Raw genomic sequence first — 23700 nt, 5'->3', positions numbered from 1 at the left:
CGCACACCTGGGCGACGCCCCTCGCCGGGTGACTGCCGACCGCCCGACCTAGGCTCGGTCGATGACGACGGACCCCCGTGAACCGACCGTGTGCGTGCTCGCGCTCACGCCTCTCCTCGCGATCGAGATCGAGCCCGCCGGGCCGCACGAGACGTCGCCCGAGATCCACGTGCACCCCGGTGGGCAGGGGCTGTGGCTCGCGCGCATGGCGTACTCGCTCGGTGCGCACGCGATCGTGTGCGGGCCGTTCGGCGGGGAGACCGGGTCGGTGGCCGCGCACCTGGCCCGCGCCGAGAACCTCGACCTGCGGGTGACCTCGACAGGGGCCAACGGCGCCTTCGTGCACGACCGGCGCAGCGGTGAGCGTGCCGAGGTCGTGGCCATGGAGCCCTTCCCCCTGAACCGGCACGAGGTCGACGACCTGTACGGGACGGTGCTCGTCGCGGCGCTCGACGCCGCGGTCACGATCCTCACCGGGTCCAGCACGCCCGTCGGCGTCCCGCCGGACTTCTTCGGCCGGTTGACCAAGGACCTGCACGCTGCCGAGCGCCAGGTCGTCGCGGACCTGTCGGGGGCCGAGGCCCACGCGGTCGCCCAGGAGCCCGGCGCGGTCCTGAAGATCAGCCACGAGGAGATGGTCGAGGGCGGCTTCGCGCCCGACGACGGCGAGCGGTCGCTGCGCACGGCGGCGGACGAGATGGTGGCCGCGGGCCCGCGTGCCGTGATCGTCTCGCGCGCCGAGGCGCCGTCGCTCCTGGTGACGCGGGAGCGCAGCTACACCGTGCAGAGCCCGTCCGTCACGACCGTGGACCACCGCGGGGCGGGCGACTCGATGACGGCGGGGATCGCCGTCGGGCTCGCGCGGGGCATGGACCTGCCCGACGCCGTGCGCCTGGGCGCCGCCGCCGGAGCCCTCAACGTGACCCGCCGCGGTCTGGGCACGGGGCACCGCGACCAGATCGAACGCTTCGCGCACCGCGTGACGGTGCGCGAGACCCGCTGACCACCCCGGACGAACAAGGAGGCCATGATGCGCGCACTCATCACCAACGACGACGGGATCGACTCCCCGGGCCTGGCGGTGCTCGCCGGGGCGGCGCTCGACGCCGGGTACGAGGTCGTGGTCGCGGCCCCCGCGCGCGAGTCCTCGGGCGCGAGCGCAGCCCTGCTGGGGGCTGAGGAGGACGGCCGCCTGGTCGTCGAGCCGCACAGGGCCCCTGGCCTGCCCGACGGCGTGACGTCCCTCGCCGTGCGTGCCGCCCCCGCGCTCATCGCCTTCGTCGCGGCGTACGGCGGCTTCGGCGCGAGGCCGGACCTGGTCCTGTCGGGCGTGAACAAGGGCGCGAACACGGGCAACGCGATCCTGCACTCGGGGACCGTGGGCGCGGCGATGTCCGCGACGACCCACGGCATCGCGTCGGTCGCGGTGTCGATGGACGCCTCCGAGCCCCGCCACTGGGAGACCGCGCGCCTCGTGACGGACCACGTCGTGGAGTGGGTGGGCCGCACCCCGCTCGGCCGCCGGGTCGTGAACGTCAACGTCCCCGACCGCGCCCCGGGGGACCTCCTGGGTCTGCGCCAGGCACCGCTCGCGAGCTTCGGGCTGGTCCAGGCGCGCATCCACGAGAACGACGACCGCAACCTGACGCTCCAGTACTCGGGGACCGAGCGGCACTCCGAGCCGGACTCCGACACGGGTCTCCTCACGCGGGGCTGGGCGACCGTGACGCTGCTGCTCGCGCCGTACGCCGACGTGAGCCTCGAGGTGCCCGGGCTGCCCGTGCCGTGAACCGCCCGCTCAGGTGCGCTGCCCCCTGTGCCACAGCCGGTCCCAGAGCCGTCGGAGCGGGCTGCCCTTCTGCTCGGGGGGAGGCGGCACGGCCTGCGCGCCGTGCACGAGCCACGCCTGCGCGTGCCGTGCGGCGTCGGCCGTCGACTCGCCGATCACCGGCCGGGCAGGGAAGACCTCGATGCGTTCGTGCAGCCGCAGGTCGATGACCTGCTCGAACTTCGCCGCCAACGCCGGGTCCACGCCGCTCACGTAGAGGCGCCCGCCGTGGTCGCCGAGCTGGTCCGCGTAGCGGGCCAGGACGGTGAAGGCCGTCGCGCCGAGGCTCGCCCGCCCGCGCAGCCGCAGGACGACGACGGCGTCACGTGCGTCGGCCGGCTCGGGGAGCGTGGCCTCGAGCGAGCGGGCCCCCGCGTAGAACAGGCTGCCGTAGACGTCGAGCACCGTGACGGTCCCGCCGTCGAGGTGACGGGGCGCTGGCTCCTCGCGATAGCGCCCCTCCTCGACGGGGACGAGCCGCACGATGCGCAGGTCCTGGGACTCGCGGTTGGCCTGGAGCAGGATCGACAGGGCCGCGCCGATCCCGACCGCGGCCGCGACAGGCAGCAGCAACGTCGCGAGGAACGTCGTCGCCATGGCCACCTGGGACTGGCTGCCCGTGTGCCAGGCCGTGGCCATGGCGGACAGACGGATCGACCCGACCGACGCGACCGCGAGCAGGGCCGCGAGGGTCGCCGAGGGGACGGCCCCCACCGGCCCCGACAGCAGGACGAGCACGACGAGCACCCACACTCCCGACATGACCCCGGCCCATCGGTCGCGTGCTCCCGCGGCGGTGCTGACCGCCGTCTGGCCCACCGACCCGCCGACGGGTATCCCTCGGAAGAAGCCCGCCGCGAGGTTCGCCACCCCCTGGCCGACGAAGTTCCGGTCCGGGTCCGCGCGCCGCCCCGGGTTCGGGACCGACTCGGCGACGCCCGCCCCCTGGACGAGCACGATCGCCGCTACGGCGAAGGCTCCCACGGCCACGTCCAGCGAGAACACCGTGAGGTCGGGGATCGCGGGGACGGGCAGGCCGACGGGTATCGCGCCCGCGTCGCCCACGAGCTCCACCGAGCCCGCACCGACGAGCCAGACGCCGACCGACGACACGACGAGGGCGACCACCGCGGCGAAGGGCGCCAGCCGGGTCCGGGCGAGGACCAGCAGCAGGAGGATCGACCCGGCGCCGACGACGACCGTCGGCACGTCCCACGAGCCGGGGGACCGCAGCACCTGGTACGCCTGCCCGATCGCGAGCGACGCCGTCGGCTCGCTGCCCGTGAGCGCGTCGAGCTGCCCGAGCAGGATGTTGACCGAGACCCCCGTGAGGAAGCCGGTCATGACCGAGTGCGACACGAAACCGGTCAGTCGGCCCAGTCCCGAGAGTCCCGCGACGACCATCACGGCGCCCGCGAGCGTCGTGAGGAGGATCAGGGCACCGAGGCGGTCGTCCGCGTCGATCCCGGCCAGCGCCGACCCGGCAGCGAGCGCGGCGGCGCTCGTGGTCGTGACGACCATGAGCTGGGAGTCGACCGTCAGGCCGCCGGCGATCCGGCCGACGGCCGTCGCGTAGAGGCCGTGGATCGGGTTGACCCCCACGAGCGTCGCGGCCGCCATGCCGTCCGGGACGCCGCCGACGGCCCCGGGGACCCCTGTCCCGGCCGAGCGCCAGAACGTTCCAGGAGCCGGGCGGACGCCGGCCCACCAGGCCTTCGCCGCCCGCAAAGGGCCACCCCTCATCTCGGTGACCTCCGCGCCTGTGCTCGCGCCCACGACGCACGAGAAGGTGCGCCTCCGTCGCGTCGAGGCTGCCACACGACCGCGACGACGGCGCGCCGAGGGACGGGCGCGACTGCGCACGGGCCGCTCGTCTCGCCGTCGAGACCCACGTCACACTTTGCGGGTGCGCAGTCCGTGAGTGGCTGTAATGCTGCCAACATGTCATCAGCCAAGCCCGCTTCCCCCGCCATCGTCCGGCAGCAGCAGGTGTTGCGAGACAGCCTGCCCTTCCACGACACACAGGACTTCGACGACGTCTCCCGCGGCCTCCTCGGCCGACGAACACCGAACGCGGTCACGGCCGCGGACGGTCGCGTCGTCTGGGACAACGACACCTACGACTTCCTCCAGGGCGAGGCCCCGGACACGGTCAACCCGAGCCTGTGGCGCCAGTCGCGGCTCGTCGCGACCCAGGGGCTGTTCGAGGTCGTCGAGGGCATCTACCAGGTGCGCGGCTTCGACCTCTCCAACGTCACCTTCATCGAGGGCGAGACCGGCGTGATCGTGCTGGACCCCCTCATCTCGACGGAGACGGCCGCGGCGGCGCTCGCGCTGTACCGCGAGCACCGCGGGGAGCGTCCCGTCACGGGGGTCATCTACACCCACTCGCACGTCGACCACTTCGGCGGGGTCAAGGGGGTCACGACCCAGGAGGACGTCGACGCCGGGCGTGTCCCGGTCCTCGCCCCCGAGGGGTTCACCGAGCACGCCGTCTCCGAGAACGTCTACGCGGGCACGGCCATGGGACGCAGGTCGGGCTACATGTACGGTGCCGCGCTCGCGCGCGGTCCCCAGGGACAGGTCGGGGCAGGGCTCGGACAGACCACGTCGACGGGTACCGTCACCCTCATCGCCCCGACCGTGGACATCACCACGACCGGCGAGGAGAGGACCGTCGACGGCGTCCGGATGGTCTTCCAGATGGCCCCCGACACCGAGGCGCCGTCCGAGATGCTCGTCTGGTTCCCGGACCACCGCGCCCTGTGCGCTGCCGAGGACGCGACGCACAACCTGCACAACCTGCTGACGCTGCGCGGCGCCGTCGTGCGCGACCCCCACGCCTGGGCGCGCTATCTCACCGAGTCGATCGAGCTCTTCGGAGACGACCTCGAGGTCGTCTTCGCGTCCCACCACTGGCCCACGTGGGGCAACGAACGCATCCACGAGTACCTGGGCATCCAGCGCGACCTCTACGCGTACCTCCACGACCAGACCCTGAGGCTCCTCAACCAGGGACTGACCGGGATCGAGATCGCCGAGGTGCTCACGCTGCCCCCGGCGCTCGAGACCGCGTGGAGCACCCGCGGCTACTACGGCTCCGTGAGTCACAACGTCAAGGCCATCTACCAGCGGTTCATGGGCTGGTACGACGGGAACCCGTCGAGCCTGTGGCGGCACACCCCGGTCGAGGCGGGCAAGCGCTACGTGGAGCTGGGCGGTGGCGCGGACTCCGTGGTCGCCAAGGCCCGGGTCGCGTTCGACGAGGGCGACTATCGCTGGGTCGCGGAGGTCCTGAACCACGTCGTCTTCGCCCAGCCCGACCACGCCGGGGCGCGCGAGCTGCTGGCCGACGCGTACGAGCAGCTCGGCTACGGGGCGGAGAACGGTACGTGGCGCAACGTCTACCTCTCGGGGGTGACGGAGCTGCGCGACGGCCCGTTCGGGACCCCCATCGTCACGGTGTCTCCCGACATGGTCGCGCAGCTCTCGCCGGAGATGCTCTTCGACGCTCTCGCGGTCCAGGTCGACGGGCCCCGGGCGTGGGACGAGAAGCTGTCGATCGACATCGCCCTGACCGACGTCGACACCAGGTACCGCCTGCGCCTGGCCAACGGGGTGCTCACCTACAGCTCCGCCCCGCAGAAGGGCGCCGCGGACCTCACGCTCACCGGGACCAAGCGCGCCCTCCCGGTCCTGGCCAGCGGGAACGTCACACCGGACACGCTCGCTCAGGCGGGCATCGAGCTCAGCGGCGATCCCTCCGTGCTCGGCCGGCTCGCCGCCGTCCTGGACCCGGGTGACAGGGACTTCGCGATCGTCACCCCCTGACGGTCGGACGGGTCGGGGGGGGGGGGGCCCCCCGCCCCCCGCCCCCCCCCCCCCCCCGACCCAGCCGGCCTCGCGGACCAGGACCCGCGGAGCCGGCAGGACGACGACCGGGGCGACCGAGGTACCTGCCGGCAGGACGGGATCGGACGGCGCACGAGGGCGTGCGCCGCTCTGACGGACGAGCGGAGGAACAGGGATGGGGAACGAGCGATCGAGGCATCGTCGGACCGGTCGGGTCGGGCAGCGCTGGTCCGTACGGGCCCGCCGGGCCTGGGCGGCCACCGGCGCCGTCCTGCTGGCCCTGCCGCTGGCCCTCGTCCCCGCGATCCCGGCGGCTGCCGCCGACTGGGGCATCAGCAAGCAGGAGGTCTCGCAAGGCCCCTACGAGCCCGGCGACGACGTCCAGTGGATCATCACGGTCTCCTGCTCGGACCCCAACGCCGACCCGTGCACCGACGCGGTGCTCACCGACCCGCTGCCCGACGGCCTCGAGCTCGTCTCCGCGTCGATCCAGAGCGGCCCGACGGGCGGCGAGATCGACGCCGACGCCGACACCGACACGGTCACCTACACGAACCCCCAGGTCCCGAACGGCGCACAGGCCCAGATCATCGTCAACGCCCGGGTGTCCCCGGACCTGCCGTACAGCGCGAACGGGGTACCGATCACCAACACCGCCACGGTCGTCGCCGACAACGCGGCGCAGCAGCCCGCGTCGGACTCGATCACCCCGGTCGTCCCGCTCGTCCTCGGCTCGACGACGACCAAGTCGATCGACCCGCCGGGGGCGCTCGCAGCCCCGGGGACGACCGCGACCATGACGATCGGCGCGACGAACACCTCGAACGACCCCGTCGACACCCTGGTCCTCCAGGACCCGGTCGACCCGACCGCGACCCCCAACCCGTTCACGTACCTCGAGTACACGGGGGCGGGCACGGTCGTGCTCCCCCCGAACGCCGACACCGTGACCACGCAGTACTGGGACGGCGACTCGTGGGAGACGCTCGACGACTCGGTCGACCCCGCGACCGTGCAGGGCGTGCGCTACACGTTCAGCGGCGACATCCAGCCGGGCGCGACCGCGAGCGTGCCCGTGCAGGTGCAGCAGAGCGACGCGGTCGACGACCTCACGGACGCCGCCACGATCACCAACGACGCGTCGTCGTACGTCACGCACACGGACGAGCAGTCCACTCCCACGACGGCGAGCGACACGTACGTCATCACCCCGCCGGACAACAGCGTCACGGCGTCGAAGAGCTTCTCGCCGACGACCGTCTCTGCGGGCGACCCGACGACCGTCACGATCGGGGCCACCAACACCGGGACCGCCGTCGACTCCCTGACGATCACCGAGCCCGCCCCCGGGACCGACAACCCGTTCGAGGGCGACGATCCCTTGACCTTCACCGGGTTCGGACCGACGGGGGACGGCACGGGCGTGCAGTGGCCCTCGGGCGCGAACGGCGCGACCGTGACGTTCACGTGCGCCGGCGGCTCGACCCCCCAGGTCGACGCGACGGCCCCCAACACGCTCCCGAACCCCCCGGACGGGTGCGTCGTGGTCGGTTTCACGGTGGTCTTCACGGGCGACCTGCCGACCGGGGGCGCCGCCTCGATCCCGTTCACGGCCGGCACCGACCCCGACCAGACGACCGACGACGTCTCGCACACCAACACCATCGAGGCCACGGTGCCGAGCGCCGACCCGGCCACGGCCCCCGCGGACCTCGTGACCCTGGTCGACCGGTTGGCGACGAGCACGACCAAGCTCATGTCGCCCTCGACGATCCCCGCCGTCCCGGGGCAGTCCGTGATCGTGCAGCTCCCCACCCAGCTCCTGCCGTTCGGACCGGACGGGTCGACGGCGAACGCCGACCAGGTCGTCGTCCAGGACCCGGTCGACCCGGCGAACCCCGGCGAGTTCTGGTCGAACTTCACCGCGACCGCGGTGCGCACGACCGACGTGCCGGCTGGCTCGACCCTGACGGTCAACTACTGGAACGGCAGCGCCTGGGTGCCTGCGCCGGCCTGCGGGCCGTACACCGGCCCGGCGACCGTGAGCTGCGAGCTCCCCGCAGGCGCCCAGGGCGTCCAGTTCGTCTACGACTCGACCGGCGACGGCTTCCCGCCCGGCACGCAGTTCCAGCCCAACTTCACGGCCGACTACACGGGCCCGGCCGACCGTGACACCCCGATCGAGAACTGCGGTGCGTCGAGCGCGTCGTCGGGCACGGTGGCCCCGACCCCGCCCGCGCAGGGCTGCGCCTCGGTCGACCCCTTCCCCGTGGACGGGCCGGGTGCGCTCGAGTTCGTCACCAAGGACTTCCTCGGCGGCACCCCGCCCAGCGTCCTCGCCCGCTCGGACGACCAGGTCACGGCGCAGATCACCTGGTCGACCAACGGCTTCTCGGGCGTGGACCCGATGGTGATCTCCGACATCGCCGACCCGCAGAGCACCCCGATCGCGGGCTCGTTCTATGACGCGTTCGACCTCGTGCGGGTCGAGGCGATCGACACCGCGACCGACCCGCTGATCTCCTACGACCAGGTGACGGGCGTCGAGCTCTCCATCGGGGGTACGTGGGTCCCCGCGAGCGGGGACCCGTGCCCGTGCGTGGGGTCGTTCCCGGGGTACACCCTGTCTCCCGAGGAGCAGGCGTCGGCGACGTCGGTGCGCCTGACCTACGAGGAGTCGCCCGACCGCACCACGACGGGTGACCCGACGGCTCCGCAGCCCGGCGACGGCGTGGCGCGCTCGACGCTCGCGGACGGTCGCCACCTCGACCTGACCTTCCAGGTGCGCGACGTCAAGCGCTCCGACCCGAACGCCCCGGTGCTGGGCTCGACCCAGGGCACGCTCTACAACTCGACGGACCCTGGGATCGTCCTGGACACCGTGCGCGCCACCGGCACGTTCGACTCGAACCAGTACACGGACACCGACACGGCCGACGTGCTGATCATCGACCAGCCCCTCAACGTGACCGTCGCCAAGGACTGGACCGGCGGTCCCATCTCGGTCCCGCCGTCGGACACGCCGGCGCAGTTCTACCCGACGACCGACGTGACCATCGCAGGCACCAACGCCTCGGCCGCGAAGGTGAGCCAGCTCCGGTTGGTCGAGCCGGGCATCGCGACCTCGGGCGACGTGCAGACGGCGCCCGGGACCAAGCCGTTCGACGCGTTCACGCTGCGGGCGATCGCCCTGGAGCCCCCGGAGGGCGCGGAGACGACGACCGTCACGCTCACCTACCTGGGAGGCTCGACCGCGAGCTTCACCGAGGCCGAGGCCGAGGCGCTCGGCACGGGCGACCTGGCCGACGTCGTCGGTGTCGTGACGTCGTTCGACGGTCTCGTGGCGCCAGGAGCGTCCGGCAGCATGGACCTCACGCTGCAGCTGCGCGAGAACGACCGCTACACCTCGGCGCCCGTCACGGTCGCCGGGTACAGCCCGGTGCCGGACGGGGCGGTCGCGACGATCGCCGACCCCGGCGGCACGGACCAGGACGTCCGGCTCGCGTACGACGACGCGAGCATGGAACTGCAGGACGCGGGGATCACGCTCGACGTCGGCAAGACCTTCGACCCGACGCAGGTCGTCGAGCCGGGCACCGGCCCCGTGACGATGACGCTCAGCGGTCAGCCCCTCGGGCCGTCGCGCACGGTCGAGATGGTGCTCGTCGACGACGACCCCCGGTTCTGGAACCAGTACGACTTCGACGCGTTCGCCGGCGCCGCGCTCACCGCGCCCATCCAGCAGGTGCGCGTCGACGCCTTCACCGGTGGCGAGTTCGTGACGGGACCCGGTGGCGTCGTGGTGAACGGCGGCTCGTGGGTCCTGGGCGACGAGGTCGCCACGTTCGAGCTGCCCGACGGCGTGTCCCCGGCCGACGTGCAGGGGCTGCGGTTCACGTTCAGCCGGGCCGACGGGTCGATCTGGGAGAACCCCGCGAACCCGACGCAGACCGTCCCGATCTCGGTCGAACGTCGGGACCAGATGCGCACGGGCGGGCCGGTCCTGACGGACCTCGCGGCCAACGCGCCGGCCCCGGGGGAGAGCGCCCCGGGCGTCGCGACCAACACCGTGGACGGCACCGTGACGGGGGCGGACCTCGTCGTCGACCCGGGGTCCGGCGACCTGGTCCCGGTCTCCGCGACCGACGCCGCGACGGCCCCGCTCGTCTACGCCCACGCGACCAACGGGGTGCAGGTGGTCAAGGCGTTCGACGGTGTCGTGACCGGCGGCACCCAGCCGCCCGACGGGACCTTCCCGATGAGCATCGCCGTGACGAACACCGGCAACCGGGCGATCGGTGAGCTCGTGGTCGAGGACGCCCCGATGCCGACCGACGCCCAGGGCGCCCAGCTCCGGCTGGCCGACGTGGACGATCCCTACTCCTACCTGCTGACCGGACCGCCCCTGGACCCTGCGGAGGGCGACCCCCTGCCCGTCGACCCCGACGAGGTGACGGTCACCCAGACCGGGGACCTGCTCGGGCTCCGGTTCGCCTTCCCCGAGGGGACCGTGCTCGGGGTCGGTCAGACCTACACGATCACCGTCCTGGTGCAGTTCCGTGTGGGGCTCGCCCCGCAGACCCTGGTGACGAACATCGCGGGCGCGACGGCCGACCGGCCGTGGGACCAGTGCCTGACCCGGCTCGACGCGCAGACGGGGGCGTGCGAGGCGGACGCCGACGTCACGCCGATCCCCGCGGGGGTCCTCGCGCAGTCCAAGCTCGTGCGGGCGACGAACGACGACGCGCTCGACGTCATCGTGGACCCCGCGTACACCGGACCGCCGGTCGAGTGCACGCCGCTCCCGACGGGGCTCTACGCCTACCCGTGCACGCCGGTCATCGCGCCGGGGCACGAGGAGACGTGGCACGTGCGCATCGACAACGTCGGCAACCTGCCGATGAGCAAGATCGTGGCGTACGACCGGCTCCCCGCGGTGGGGGACACCGGGTCCTCCTCGTCCACGTCGCCGCGTGGGTCGCAGTGGTCGCCGATCCTCACGAACGACCCGCCGCCCGCGCTCGTCAACGCACCGGACGGCAGCACCGCGTCGTTCTACTACACGACGGCCGTCGACTACTGCATGGACGACCTCACGAATCCCCTGGCCGAGCCGGTCTGCCCGACGGACGACCCAGCGACGGGCTGGGTCCAGCTGACAGGCACCGAGGACGCGGCGCTGCTCGCGACGGTCACGGCGCTGAAGTTCGTCGTCACCTTCCCCGAGGCCGACCCCTTCCAGCCCGGGGAGTACATCGCGATCGAGGGCACGACCCTGACCCCGGCCCTCGCGCCCGAGGCCGGCGACCGGTCGATCGCGTGGAACTCGGCCGCGGCGTCAGCGGTCGTCGTGACGCCGCAGGGCAGCCTCAACCTGCTGCCCACCGAGGGCACCAAGGTCGGTGTGGCCACGGCGACCGGGTCGCTCGAGGTGACCAAGCGGGTCGCCGGAGCAGGAGCGGCGAACGCCCCGGCCACGTTCGACCTGTTCGTCCAGTGCACGTCGGCGCCCGGCACGCCGGTCGAGACGGTGCGGGAACCGATCCCGATCACGGTGGCTCGTGACACGCCGTCCACCGTGCCGAACCTGCCGTACGGGGCCGAGTGCACCCTCACGGAGGACGGGACGGGCGGCCAGACCGAGCTGATCGTCGGCACCGTGACGATCGGCGAGACTCCCGACGTCACCGCGATCACGGCGACCAACCGCTACGACCTCGCGAGCATCGAGGTGTCCAAGGACGTCGTGACGGACGCCGAGGACCAGGACGGTCAGGCGGTACCGTTCGGCCCGTTCGAGGTCACGGTCGACTGCACCTTCCTCGGCGAGCCGGTCTACGCGACCGGCTACGGTCCCGACGACCCGATGGTCGTCGACATCGAGGACGGCCAGACGGTCGAGCTCGACGGGCTGCCCGTAGGGGCCGTCTGCGCGGTCGAGGAGACCGGGACCGGCAACGCCTCGTCCGTCACCATCACGGTGACGCAGCAGGCGAGCCCGCCCGTGACCACGCCCGGGGCGTCCACGACGCTCACGCTCGGCGCCGACACCGATGCGGGGGAGAGCACCAACGACGTCGTGCTCACCAACACCTACGACGTCGGCGGGCTCGACCTGCTCAAGGTCGTCGACGGCCGGGGCGCGCCCACCTACGGGGCCGGACCGTTCACCCTCGCGGTGCGGTGCACGTTCGACGACGACGGCACGGGGCCCGGCGCCCCGCGCGTCGTCTACGACGACACGGTCGTGCTCGGTGCGGGGGCGCCACTCGAGGCGCAGGTCGCCAACCTGCCCGCGGGCGCGGTCTGCGACGTCACCGAGCCCGACGACGGCGGCGCGACGTCGACGTCGATCGCCCCCAGCCCGGTGACCGTGGCCGCAGGAACCACCGTGACGGTCACGGCGACCAACACGTTCGACGTCGGTGCCGTCTCGGTGGACAAGGTCGTCGACGGCGAGGGCGCCGATCTCTACGGCACCGGCCCGTTCACCGTGACTCTGACCTGCACGGTCGACGGCGAGCCGCTCACCGTGCCCGGCGGACCCACGCGCACGCTCGTGCCGGGAACGCCCGTCCTCTACGACGACCTGCCCGTCGGCGCGGCCTGCACGGTCACCGAGACCGAGGACGGCGGGGCGTCCGCGTCGACCATGACCGTCACGGTCGACGGCGGCGAGCCCGTCGAGACCGACGGCCCGTCAACCGACGTCGTCGTGACGCCTGTCGATGCCGAGGGGGCGCCCACCACGGTGGGCGTCGTCGCGACGAACACGTTCGACCTCGGGTCGCTCGTGGTCGACAAGGTCGTCGACGGCGACGGGGCCGCGCTGTACGGCGCCGGCCCGTTCGAGGTGTCGCTCGCGTGCACCGTCGACGGCCAGGCGGTCGACATCCCCGACGGCGCCGCGCGCGGGCTCGTCCCGGGCGAGCCCGTGACGTACGACGGCCTGCCCGTCGGCGCGCAGTGCGAGGTCACCGAGACGGCGACGGGCGGCGCGACCACCACGGCGGTCTCTGCGGTCGGGGAGGGCGAGCCGGGCGCCGTCGTCGTCCCGGCAGGGGACGTGGGGAGCGTCACCGTGACGAACACGTTCGACGTCGGTGAGGTCCGCGTCGTCAAGACGCTGGCCGGTGCCGACGCCGCCGAGCACCGTGGGGACGTCTTCACCGTCTCGCTCGCGTGCACCCAGGACGTCGACGGCGACCTCGTCGACGTCGTGATCCCGGGCGGACCCACCCGCACGCTCTCGGCGTCCGACGACTGGGTCGCGGTGTACGAGGACCTCCCGCAGGGGGCCACCTGCGTCGTGGCCGAGACGGACGCGGGCAGCGCGGACACGGTGCAGATCGTCGTCGACGGCGAGAGCACGCTCACGGACCCGTCGACGGCCGTCCCGGAGTCGGTCGAGTTCGACCTCCCCGTGGGGCCGGACGTCTGCGAGCCCGTGGAGGTGGTCAACACGTGGTCGCCGACGAGCGGTGGCATGGGCGGCGGGACCGTGGTCCGCAACGCGCTGACGACGGCGCTGACGCCCGCCGAGGTGGCGGTCGCGGCAGGGTGCGACGGCGCTTCACCGGACCTGCCCGGGACCGGCGCCGACCTCGCTCGGGCCGGGGTCCTGGCCGTGATCCTGCTCGTGCTCGGGACGACGGCCCTGCTGGCGGTGCGTCGCCGGGGCGCCTAGCAGGGTCGGCGGGGCGCACGGCAGAGGGGCGTGCCCCGACGAGCCTGTCGCCCGGGTGGCGAGTCGGGCCAGGTCGCCTAGGTTCGAAGGTGGTCAGGAAGTGGCCGACCGGGAGCCAGGTGCACCGCACCGCTCGACCTGGTCTCCCGGGACCAGCACGCCGGAGGCCTGCTCCTTCGCCCGTCATCATCGTGGGTTCGGCACGGTCGCGTCGCCCACGAGGAGGATCTGCATGAACGACTCAGACGCTCGCCGGCCGCGCCCGGAGCCCGCTCCCGACGACCCGCGCAAGCCGGACTCGCCCACGGATCTGCCGGTGCGTTCCTGGAAGCACGTCGCCCGGACGACCATGCGTCAGTTCTCGCGCGACCAGTGTCTCGACCTCGCGGCAGCCCTGACGTACTACGCCGTGCTCGCCTCGGCGCCCGCGCTCCTGGCCGTCGTCTCGCTGATCGGCCTGGTCGGGGACAGCCAGAAGATCGTGGACCAGGTGCTGGACGTCGCGTCGTCGGTCGTCCCCGCCGACGCGATGGCGACGCTCGAACCTCTCGTCGAGCAGGTCGTCGGCGGCAGCGACCGGGCGGGGCTCGCGCTGGTCGTCGGTGTCGTCGTCGCGCTCTGGTCCGCGTCCGGGTACGTGGGCGCGTTCGGGCGGTCGATGAACCGCATCTACGAGGTCGAGGAGGGGCGTCCCGTCTGGAAGCTCCGGCCCGTGATGCTCGTGGTGACCGCCGGCGTGGTGCTCATGGCCGCGCTCGTCGTGGTCGCGCTGGTGGTGTCCGGACCGGTCGCCCGGGCAGTCGGGGACGCCGTCGGGCTGGGCGCGACGGCCGTGACGACGTGGAACGTCGTCAAGTGGCCCGTGGTGCTGCTGCTGGTGATCCTCATCGTGGCCGTGCTCTACCACACGACGCCCAACGTCCGTCAGCCCCGCTTCCGTTGGCTGAGCGTGGGCGCGATCGTCGCGATCCTCGTCTGGGTCCTCGCGTCGGTCGGTTTCGGCTTCTACGTCGCGACCTTCGCCTCGTACGACTCGACCTACGGCGCGCTGGGAGGTGTCATCGTCTTCCTGCTGTGGCTCTGGATCACCAACCTCGCCCTGCTGTTCGGCGCGGAGCTCGACGCAGAGCTCGAGCGGGCTCGCGAGCTGGAGGGCGGGATCGCGGCCGAGCAGTCCCTCCAGCTCCCGCCCCGCGACACGCGCGCGAGCGAGAAGCGGGCGCAGAAGCTCCAGGAGGACGTCGAGCGAGGCGCCGAGATCCGCAGGGCCGCGCAGCAGGAGACGAAGGAGGAGTCCACCGGTTCCCCGACGGGGCGGGACTGAACGTCGCGGCCGGGACCTCCCGGCCGGGACGTGGCACGACCATCCGACAGGACGACGCACGAGAGGACGACGCACATGCGAGCACTGACATGGCAGGGGCGGGAGAAGGTCTCGGTCGAGGAGGTCCCCGACCCGCGGATCGAGGAGCCCACGGACGCGGTCGTCCGGGTCACGTCGACCGCGATCTGCGGCTCCGACCTGCACCTGTACTCGGTGCTGGGCATGTACCTGGACCCGGGCGACGTGCTCGGCCACGAGACCATGGGCGTCGTCGAGGAGGTCGGCGCGAACGCGACCCGGCTCAAGGTCGGCGACCGCGTCGTCGTCCCCTTCGGCATCGCGTGCGGGACGTGCTGGATGTGCACCCACGGACTGCAGTCGCAGTGCGAGACGACGCAGGTCCGCTCGCAGGACAAGGGCGCGGCGCTCTTCGGGTACACCAAGCTGTACGGCCAGGTCCCGGGTGGGCAGGCGGAGTACCTCCGGGTACCGCAGGCGCACTACGGCCCCGTCGTGGTGCCCGCCGACGGCCCGGACGAGCGGTACCTCTACCTGTCGGACGTGCTGCCGACCGCGTGGCAGGCCGTCGAGTACGCGGCGGTGGCGCCCGGCGGGACGGTCGCCGTGGTCGGGCTCGGACCGATCGGTCAGATGGCTGCGCGGGTCGCGCGGCATCGCGGGGCCGGGCAGGTCGTCGGGCTCGACCTCGTGCCCGAGCGCCTGGAGATGGCCAGGCGGCACGGGATCGAGGTCGTCGACCTGTCGGTGGTCGACGACGTCGTGGGCGCGGTCCGGGACCTGACCCAGGGGCGGGGCGCCGACGGGGTGATCGACGCCGTCGGGATGGAGGCCCACGGGTCTCCAGGGGCGTCCTTGTTCCAGAAGGCGGCAGGAGTCCTGCCGGACACCGTCGCCGGCGCGATCAACGAGAAGGTGGGCGTCGACCGCCTGGCCGCGCTCCTCACCGCGATCTCGCTCGTCCGCCGCGGAGGCACCCTGTCGATCGCCGGTGTCTACGGCGGCGCCAAGGACCCCCTGCCGATGATGGACCTCTTCGACCGGCAGGTCACGCTCCGCATGGGACAGGCGAACGTCCGCCGGTGGATCGACGACCTGCTGCCCCTCGTCTCCGACCCGGCCGACCCGCTGGGCGTCCTCGACCTGCGGACCCATCGGCTGTCGCTCGAGGATGCACCCCGCGGCTACGACCTCTTCCAGAAGAAGGAGGACGGGTGCATCAAGGTCGTCCTGGACCCCACGGTGCGGACGGCGTCCGCTCCGGACGCTCCGGACGACACGGGGTCGCGATGACCACGCCGGTCGACACCCGCCTGCTCGCGATCTATCTCGACGACCACGTGGCCGGGGCGACCGTGGGGGTGCAGCGGGTCCGGCGCATGGCGAAGGTGTACGACGGCACCGTGGTGGGCCACGCGATCGCTCCGCTCGTCCGCCAGCTCGAGGACGAGCGAGCATGGCTGGTCCGGTGCGTGCACCGGCTCGACCTCCCCGTCCGGACGTACAAGGTCGTCGGTGCGGCCGTCGCCGAACGGATCGGACGCCTCAAGCCCAACGGGCACGTGAGCAGGACGTCGCCGCTGAGCGCACTGCTCGAGGTCGAGCTGCTCCGGGGTGCGGTCACCGGGAAGAAGAGCGGGTGGCAGACCCTCCTGGCCCAGAGCACGGGCCTGGGTCTCACCCCTGAGCAGGTCGTGGACCTCGACGGCCTGGTCGCCCAGGCGGACGAGCAGGTCCGGGTACTCTCCGACCTGCTCGAGATCCTGCACGCCAGGGTGTTCCGGCGCCGGTCGCCCGACGGGGGAGGGTAGTCGCCCGGCTCACGGCGCCGCGGGGGACGACCGGTCGCGCCTGGCGCGCCGCCGCTCGGCGATCCGCGCCGCCCATCGCTCCCACGGCGGGCTGATCGACCAGTTCACGGCGAGAGTGTGCCAGGCCCAGCGGAACCGTCGGGCCAGAGCCTGCCGGGACTCGAACGTGCGCCCCGAGACCCCGACGACCAGCCGACCGTCGTACCGCACACGAGCGTCGCTCCCGAGCTGGAGGCTCAGGTCGGTGTCGTCGTGGACGTGCGGGTCGTCCCGGTGCACGAGATGCCTGACCTCGCGCCACGCGTCGACACGGATCGCCATGTTGGACCCCCACAGGGGCACGTTGCCCGACGCGGCATGCATCCCCCAGTAGTAGCAGCGCATGTAGAAGAGCTGCGCGAGGCGAGCGCGGACGACAGGCAGGTCGTAGAACCGCCCGGAGCCCGTGAGTGCCGTCAGACCAGGGTCCGCCGCGAAGGCGTCGTGCACGCGCTCCAGCCAGTCCGGCGGGGGCATCGTGTCCGCGTCGCAGCGCACGATGACACCGGACGCCACGGCGTCGTAGCCCGTCGAGGCGGCCGCCGGGATGCCGGGAGAGGGCTCGACGACCAGCCGGGCGCCCGCCCGCCGAGCCACGTGGGCGCTGTCGTCCGTCGAGGCGTTGTCGACCACCACCACCTCGCGGGGTGGCCGGCTCTGCCGGGCGACGGCCTCGAGGCAACGTTCCAGGTGCCGTGCGTCGTCCTTCACGGGAATGACGACGGTCAACGGCAACGCGTCGGCCCGGGACGTGGGGCTCATGACCCGCGCACCAGGAGGACGCCGGCGGCGAGTGCCCCGATCCCACCTGCCACGAGGTCGCCCAGCGTGTCGAGGTAGCCCACGTCGATCGCCGGGTCCACGAACGTGGTGCCCGCCCACTCGCCGACCTCCCACAGCAGGGCGAGCAGGGCCCCGAGCGCCGTCGCCGTGACGACGGCGCCGAGCCGAGGGCGCGAGAGGCCGTCCATGACAGAGCGGGTGGGTCTGCCGCCCAGGCCGTCGAGCAGGGGGCCTGGCGAGGGAAGCGCCCCCAGGAAGACGAGGACCGCGTACGCCAGGACCGTGAGCACGGCGGTCGCCACCAGGTGCACCGCGAGGTCGAGCCAGGAGAGCTGGGCGTAGAGGTCGAGCAGCGCGATCCAGGCGGCGGCGCTCAGGACGAGGCCGACGAGCGGATCGAGCGGCCCCTTGAGACCGACGGCCCGGGGGATCACCGCGCCCAGCAGGACGAGGGAGAGCAGGGCGGTCGCCACGAGCCCGTAGAGAAGGGAGCCCACCGGGATCGCGATCCCTGCGAGGACACGCACGACGTCTCCCACGGCGGTGGACACCGTGGAGCGTCTCTCGATCTGGCCGGTGGTCATCGAGCAAACGTAACGACCCCCGCGGAGTCCCGCTCAGCGGCCGGGGCGCGGGAGGTCGCGAGTCGCGCGCACCCGTGCGAGCCTGCCCAGATGTCTGCCACGACCACTGCCTCCCCGTCCACGCCCCTGAACCGCTCGGTCGGGGGCCGCCTGCTCTACGTCTTCATCCTGGGTGACGTGCTCGGTGCGGGGGTCTACGCCCTGGTCGGCGAGATGGCCGGGAAGGTGGGCGGCGCCGTCTGGCTGCCCCTGCTCGTCGCGCTCGGACTGTCCCTGCTGACCGCGGGCTCGTACGCCGAGCTCGTCACGAAGTACCCGGCCGCCGGGGGCGCCGCGGTGTTCGCCGAACGCGCCTTCAAGGTACCGATCGTGTCCTTCCTCGTGGGGTTCTGCATGCTCGCCGCGGGCGTCACGAGCGCGGCGGGTCTGTCCCTCGCCTTCGCCGGCGACTACTTCGGCTCGTTCGTGGACCTCCCCGTCGTGCCGGTCGCGCTCGTGTTCCTGCTCCTCGTCGCGGCGCTCAACGCGCGCGGCATCCAGGAGTCCTTGCGTGCGAACGTCGCGATGACCGCGATCGAGCTCTCCGGGCTGCTCCTGATCGTGGTGCTCGCGGCCGTCGTCCTCACCCGGGGCGACGCGTCACCGGGCCGGGCCCTCGAGTTCACCCAGGGCACCACCCCGGCGCTCGCGGTCCTCTCGGCCTCGCTCATCGCGTACTACTCGTTCGTCGGCTTCGAGACCTCGGCCAACCTGGCCGAGGAGGTCAAGGACGTCCGGCGGGTCTACCCCCGTGCGCTCTTCGGCGCACTGATCACCGCAGGCGTCGTGTACGTCGCCGTCGGTGTGGCCGCCGTCGCGGTGGCGCCCCCCGAGCAGCTCGCGGGCTCGACCGGGCCGCTGCTCGAGGTCGTGAAGGTCGCCGACGTCGTACCGGAGCGCGTCTTCGCCGTGGTGGCTCTCGTCGCGGTCGCGAACGGCGCCCTGCTCACCATGATCATGGCGAGCCGCCTCACCTACGGCATGGCGCGACAGGGACTGCTGCCCGCAGGTCTGGCCCGGGTGCTCCCCGGCCGCCGGACCCCGTGGGTCGCGATCGTCGCGACGACCGTCGTCGCGATGGGGCTCGTCTTCACGGGAGACCTGGGTGCGCTCGCGGAGACCGTGGTGCTCCTGCTCCTCGTGGTGTTCATCAGCACCAACGTCGCGGTCCTGGTCCTGCGCCGGGACACCGTGAAGGAGGACCACTTCCGCGTCGCGACGATCGTGCCCGTGCTCGGGACCGCAAGCTGCGTCCTGCTCCTGACGCAGCAGGCCGGGCAGACCTGGCTCCGCGCGGGGGCTCTCGTCCTGGTGGGTGTCGTGCTCTACCTGGTCACGCGGCTCGTCCGCCGGCGGACGGCAACGCCGACCCGCGGGGACTGATGATCGACGGCGGTCCCCAGATGCCGGTGGGCAGGGAGGGGCGCACGTACCTGCACGTGCAGCGACCGATCAACGACATCGTGGCCGACGAGCCAGGCGACCGCGGACCTCGAGACGGCCGACGCCGCCGACCCGCTGTTCGCGCCGACGAGCAAGGCCTAGGTGCAGGCACCGAGCCACGGTGACGAGACCCTCCGGTGCGCGTGCGGAGGGTCTCAGCCGGCCCTCACCGGCAGGACGAGGTCCTCGCGCAGGTGCCGTGCGTACCCGCCGGGAGTGCGGCCCGTCGTACGACCTGAGGTGAGGACCCGGCCCTCGTCGGAGGCCACGACGCGCGCTCCCGCGCCCCGGGCACGGGCCACGAGGTCGACGTCCTCGTGCTCGGCGACCCTCAGGAAGCCGCCGGCGGCCAGGTAGCGGTCGCCGCGGATCCCCAGGTTCGCCCCGTGCACGTGCCCGTTCGCCTGCCCGACGGGATGCGTCGCCACCCAGGCGGCCTGCTGCGCGGGGGAGAGGTCGTCGAAGTCGGGACGCACGGTGCCGATCACCAGGTCGGCCCCTGCCTCCGCGAGCGCGACCTGGTGCGTGAGCCAGTGCGGGGGCACCGCCGAGTCCGCGTCGGTGCTCGCGATCCACAGCCGTGCCGGGCGGCCCCTGCCGGTCAGCTCCGTCGCCGCCTCGACCCCGGCGGCGCGTGCTGCCCCGACCCGCCGGAATCCGGTCTCGAGCACGGTGTACGGGGACGAGCGTGCGAGCGAGGCCGACCCGTCGGTGCAGTCGTCGAGGACGAGCACGACCTCGACCCGCACGGCCGGTCGCTCGTCCCGCATCCGCGCGACGGCCGCGTCGAGCGCGGCCAGGCAGCGGGGGAGGAGCTCCTCCTCGTCGTTCACCGGCACGACGACGGCCAGTCGCGTCACGCGGTCCGGTGCGCTCATGCCAGCCCCGCCTCGGCGGCGACCGAGCGTCCCGGCGGTCGGACGAAGACCTCCAGGACGAAGTCGTCCTCGAGGTGATGCACGAGGCGCACGAGCTCGGCGCGCGCAGCGAGGGCTGCATGGACGTCGTCGCCCCGCAGCGGGTACTCGGGTACCGGGTGCCGCCAGTGGCACGCGACCAGGACGCCGTCTGCGGTGAGAGACCCGACCGCACGGGAGATCGCGGTCTCCAGGTCGCTCGCGCCGTAGTAGTACCCGACCTCGGAGAGCACCACGAGGTCGAAGAGCCCTTCGGGCCACTCGGCAGGAGTCTGGAGACGCAGGAGCTCGACCTCGTCGCCGAGGCGCTCCCGGGCCGCTGCGAGCGCGGCCGCGGCGACGTCGACCCCCACGAGACGGTCGCAGCGGGTGGCGAGATCCGCGGTCAGGACACCGGTCGAGCAGCCGATCTCCAGGCCGGCCCGAAAGCGTGCGCGCGGCAGCGACGCGAGCGTCACGGCGCGCTTGCGTTCCTCGTACCAGCGCGTCTCGAAGCCCCACGGATCGGGGCGGCCGCGGTAGAACGCGTCGAAGAAGCCGGCAGGCAGGCTCTCGGAGGACGTCGACCCCGACCCGGGTCCACGCCCCGACCCCGGTTCGGGCTCCGCCGTCGGGGACGGTGCGGACGCTGAGGGCGGGGCGGGCGACGGGCACGGTGCCTCGACGAAGACCTCCACGTCGCGGTCGGCGTGCCGCAGCATCTCCGGCCCGACGGTCGCCGCGTCTCGAGGGTCCGGGGACAGCGGCTCGACCTGCGACCGGTGCGCGGCCAGCGCGAGCCTCTTGGCTGCTCGCTCCTGCGGCGTGAGCGTGAGCGCCCGCATGTCCTTGGTGGCGGTCCGGTCGTCCGGGTTGCCCCAGTGCCACCACCAGATCGGGTACTCCAGGAGCCGTGCGCCCTGCTCGCCGGCGACCGCGGCCGCGACCTCGCCGGCGATGCGGTGGTCGCGGTGGCCGTCGCTGCGCCACGGAGCGCACAGCATCACCGGGGCGCGCTCTCCGCGTCCAGGCTCGTCCTCTGCCAACGCGCCGAGGATCGCGGACAGCTGTCGGTGCAAGGTGGGGCGGTGCTCCCGCAGGCCTCCGTCCGGCAGCCCCAGGAAGACCACGGCGGCACCGGGAGCTGCCACGTCGACCGCGTCCACGAGCTCGCGACGTCGTAGGCGCGCGAGCCGAGCAGGTGAGAGCGTGGGGGAGTCGGGGTGGGACGCCTCGCCGTCCGTCGCGACGACGACCGTGACCGGCGCGCCCCGGCGGGCGAGCCGTGCCAGGAGGCCGCCGGCGCCCAGCGACTCGTCGTCGGGGTGTGCGGCGAGCGCGACGAGGTGGGGCACGTCGTCGGGAAGGTCCAGGGGAGGCAGCCGGTCGAAGAAGCCGTCGGCTCTCCAGGCGTCCTCGGTGGTGCCCGGGTCTCGATGGTCGAACGTCACCACGGCGCGGTCCCGCGGGCCACGAGGTCACGGCCCAAGGAGGCGTCGTCGCGCTCGGCGTGGTGCTGGCGTACGTAGAGCTGCAGGTCGGCCAGACGACGGGCGTAGGCCTCGTCGGCGGTCATCGGACCCGGACCCAGGGCGTGCGAGCACCGCTGCACGGTCTCCTCGACCGTGCGCGCGACGGCGCCGCGCACCCGCCGGGCGAGCACCCCGGGGGCGACCTCGGCGTCCGCGGTGCCGTCCACGACCCGGCTCGCCTCGACGAGCGTCGTCCGTGCGCTGGTCAGCGCGATGTCGACCGCGCCCAGGTGGGCGAGCGTGAGCTGGTCGGGCTCGCGACGCGCGGTCGCCGCATACAGCTCACGCGCGAGGCCCACGGCGCCGCCCCACCAGCAGGCTGCGACACCGATGCCACCCCAGGCGAAACCAGGGCGGTCGAGGTACCACCCGGGACCCCCGACCGGGACGGCTGCTGCGCCGTCGAGACGCACGGGGGCGCTGACGATCTCCGGGAACCCGCGCGCGACCCACGGGCCGTCGTCCGGGCGGACGCCGGGAGCGCGCAGGTCGACGGCGAACAACCGCCGACCGTCCACGGTCCACGCGGTCACCAGGGCGTGCGAGAGCGTCGCGGCGAGCGAGCACCACGGCTTGACCCCCGTGAGCCGCCAGCCGTCCACGCCCTCCTGAGCCTCCAGGCGTACGCCCGGACCTTCTGCCGCGAAGACGCCCCAGGTGCTGGTCTCGTCGGCGCCGATCGAGTGCAGGTCCACCTCGTCCGGGACGTGCGCCAAGATCGCGAGCGCATCGAGGTGCGGCTCGAGGACCCGAGCGACACCGACGTCGGCCGCGGCGGTCGAGGCGAGCAGCTCCCACAGCTCGAGCGTCTGGCCGGTACCCGGGGCAGGCGTGGACCTGCCGACCTCGGCGGCCCAGGCCAGGGACTCCATGACGTCCCCGCTCATCGTCGGTACGCGCGCGACGGTCGTCGCCAGGCGCCGGGTGCGCTCGTCGTCCCGGCGTGAGGGGTCGAGGACGACGGTGAGGTGCTCGAGGACGGTGGTGCTCGGATCGGTCACGACTGCTCCTGTGGTCTACCGGGGGTTCCCGCAGACTAGGCGTGCTCCGGGTCCCTCGCACGCCGCCGGTACCGCGCGCGGACGTGAGGACGACCACCACGGCGGGCCGCGTCAGGACAGGACCGGATGGATGCCCTGACCGTTCGTGCTCGCCGGCGGTTCGCCTGCCGCCTGCCGAGGTACCGGGGCCGTCTCGAAGAACAGGTCGAGGTCGTCGGCCGTGGGCGCGGCGATGCCGGAGCCTTCTGCGAGGGTCTCCATGAGGCGGCGGGCGAGGTGCCGGATCGACTCGTTGGTGACGTTCGAGTGGTGGCGCAAGAGGTCGAAGGCCTCGTTCTCGGTCATGCCGTACACCGTCATGACCGCGCCCTTGGCCTGCTCGATCACGGCCCTGCTCTGTGCGGAGGACTTGATGGCCGCCGTCGCTTCGCGCTGGGACAGCTCGCGTTGCGTGATCGTGAGGTCGACGAAGTACCCGGAGACCTGCGTGACCTCGTCCGACCCGGGCTCCTTGCGAGCCCGGCCGACGACCCCGAGGGTCCGGGTGTGGCCGTGCGCGTCGATGATGCGGTGCACGCACGCGAACGGCTCACCCGACGAGCAGGCGTTCGTGAGGACCGCCTCGACGCGGGCGCGATCGTCGGGATGCTTGTGGGCGAGCATCAGGGCGGTGGTCGGTACCACCTCGCCCGGCGTGAAGCCGTGCATCTCGTAGAGCCCGTCCGACCACCACCAGGTTCCCGTGCGGACGGTCAGGACGAACTGACCCACGGGTTGGGGCGTCCCGGCGAGGAGGACCTCCATGAGGTCTGCGTCAAGAGGGCGATCCAGGTCGTACGAGGTCGTCATCTCAGCTCCTAGGG

The 23700-nt window shown here is 73.0% G+C and carries 15 protein-coding genes; 8 read left to right on the top strand and 7 right to left on the bottom strand.

The annotated features are described in order from the left end of the window. The first annotated feature begins 61 nt into the window (after positions 1–61). On the top strand, positions 62–1003 hold the full coding sequence (locus tag WFH32_RS03210) for a 1-phosphofructokinase family hexose kinase (protein WP_138824187.1): 942 nt from the start codon (positions 62–64) through the stop codon (positions 1001–1003). 27 nt (positions 1004–1030) lie between these two features. Next, complete coding sequence (surE, locus tag WFH32_RS03205; RefSeq protein WP_336706218.1) at positions 1031–1789, top strand: 5'/3'-nucleotidase SurE; 759 nt, start codon at positions 1031–1033, stop codon at positions 1787–1789. A 9-nt stretch (positions 1790–1798) separates the two neighbouring features. Here the strand turns inward: surE and WFH32_RS03200 are convergent, their stop codons facing one another. Then, on the bottom strand, positions 1799–3571 hold the full coding sequence (locus tag WFH32_RS03200; RefSeq protein ID WP_336706217.1) for a SulP family inorganic anion transporter: 1773 nt from the start codon (positions 3569–3571) through the stop codon (positions 1799–1801). A 198-nt stretch (positions 3572–3769) separates the two neighbouring features. On the opposite strand from WFH32_RS03200, the gene WFH32_RS03195 reads away from it, so the two are divergent. The 5 genes from WFH32_RS03195 (at position 3770) to WFH32_RS03175 (ending at position 16520) form a co-directional block, all read left to right on the top strand. Further along, positions 3770–5659, top strand: coding sequence for an alkyl/aryl-sulfatase (locus tag WFH32_RS03195; protein WP_336706216.1), 1890 nt, complete (start codon positions 3770–3772; stop codon positions 5657–5659). Between the two features lie 196 nt (positions 5660–5855). Beyond that, positions 5856–13367 carry a DUF5979 domain-containing protein gene (locus WFH32_RS03190; RefSeq protein ID WP_336706215.1) on the top strand — a complete coding sequence of 2504 codons (7512 nt, stop codon included), beginning with the start codon at positions 5856–5858 and terminating at the stop codon, positions 13365–13367. Positions 13368–13599: 232 nt separating this feature from the next. Beyond that, positions 13600–14691 (top strand): YihY/virulence factor BrkB family protein, encoded by a 1092-nt coding sequence (locus WFH32_RS03185; RefSeq protein ID WP_336706214.1) that lies wholly within the window; start codon positions 13600–13602, stop codon positions 14689–14691. 75 nt (positions 14692–14766) lie between these two features. Then, on the top strand, positions 14767–16002 hold the full coding sequence (locus tag WFH32_RS03180; RefSeq protein WP_191796480.1) for a zinc-dependent alcohol dehydrogenase: 1236 nt from the start codon (positions 14767–14769) through the stop codon (positions 16000–16002). After that, complete coding sequence (locus tag WFH32_RS03175) at positions 15999–16520, top strand: hypothetical protein (RefSeq protein ID WP_336706213.1); 522 nt, start codon at positions 15999–16001, stop codon at positions 16518–16520. The genes WFH32_RS03180 and WFH32_RS03175 overlap by 4 nt, the downstream gene beginning before the upstream one ends. A 9-nt stretch (positions 16521–16529) precedes the next feature. Here WFH32_RS03175 and WFH32_RS03170 read toward each other — a convergent pair whose 3' ends face one another. Beyond that, positions 16530–17321: a glycosyltransferase gene (locus tag WFH32_RS03170; protein ID WP_336706212.1), complete on the bottom strand. Its 792-nt coding sequence runs from the start codon at positions 17319–17321 to the stop codon at positions 16530–16532. Continuing rightward, a complete protein-coding gene (locus WFH32_RS03165) occupies positions 17318–17926 on the bottom strand; it encodes a hypothetical protein (protein WP_336706211.1) in 609 nt (202 codons plus the stop codon). The genes WFH32_RS03170 and WFH32_RS03165 overlap by 4 nt, the downstream gene beginning before the upstream one ends. A 90-nt stretch (positions 17927–18016) precedes the next feature. Here WFH32_RS03165 and WFH32_RS03160 point away from each other — a divergent pair, with 90 nt between their 5' ends. Next, positions 18017–19348 (top strand): APC family permease, encoded by a 1332-nt coding sequence (locus tag WFH32_RS03160; protein ID WP_336706210.1) that lies wholly within the window; start codon positions 18017–18019, stop codon positions 19346–19348. 215 nt (positions 19349–19563) lie between these two features. On the opposite strand, the gene WFH32_RS03155 is transcribed toward WFH32_RS03160, so the two are convergent. From WFH32_RS03155 to WFH32_RS03140, 4 genes are all read right to left on the bottom strand, one after another. Continuing rightward, positions 19564–20286 (bottom strand): glycosyltransferase, encoded by a 723-nt coding sequence (locus WFH32_RS03155; protein WP_336706209.1) that lies wholly within the window; start codon positions 20284–20286, stop codon positions 19564–19566. After that, the gene (locus WFH32_RS03150; RefSeq protein WP_336706208.1) at positions 20283–21758 is read right to left on the bottom strand and encodes a bifunctional PIG-L family deacetylase/class I SAM-dependent methyltransferase; all 1476 of its coding nucleotides are present in this window, start codon (positions 21756–21758) and stop codon (positions 20283–20285) included. Before WFH32_RS03150 ends, WFH32_RS03155 begins: the two co-directional genes overlap by 4 nt. Then, a complete protein-coding gene (locus WFH32_RS03145) occupies positions 21752–22837 on the bottom strand; it encodes an acyl-CoA dehydrogenase (RefSeq protein WP_336706207.1) in 1086 nt (361 codons plus the stop codon). The genes WFH32_RS03150 and WFH32_RS03145 overlap by 7 nt, the downstream gene beginning before the upstream one ends. Before the next feature lie 111 nt (positions 22838–22948). After that, complete coding sequence (locus WFH32_RS03140; RefSeq protein ID WP_336706206.1) at positions 22949–23686, bottom strand: PAS and ANTAR domain-containing protein; 738 nt, start codon at positions 23684–23686, stop codon at positions 22949–22951. Positions 23687–23700 lie beyond the last annotated feature (14 nt).

Origin of the sequence: Oerskovia sp. USHLN155 (assembly GCF_037145535.1) — a bacterium.
GTDB lineage: Bacteria > Actinomycetota > Actinomycetes > Actinomycetales > Cellulomonadaceae > Oerskovia > Oerskovia rustica.
Note: the sequence above shows the minus strand (reverse complement) of the source record. Positions and strands in the feature narration are given on the sequence as shown.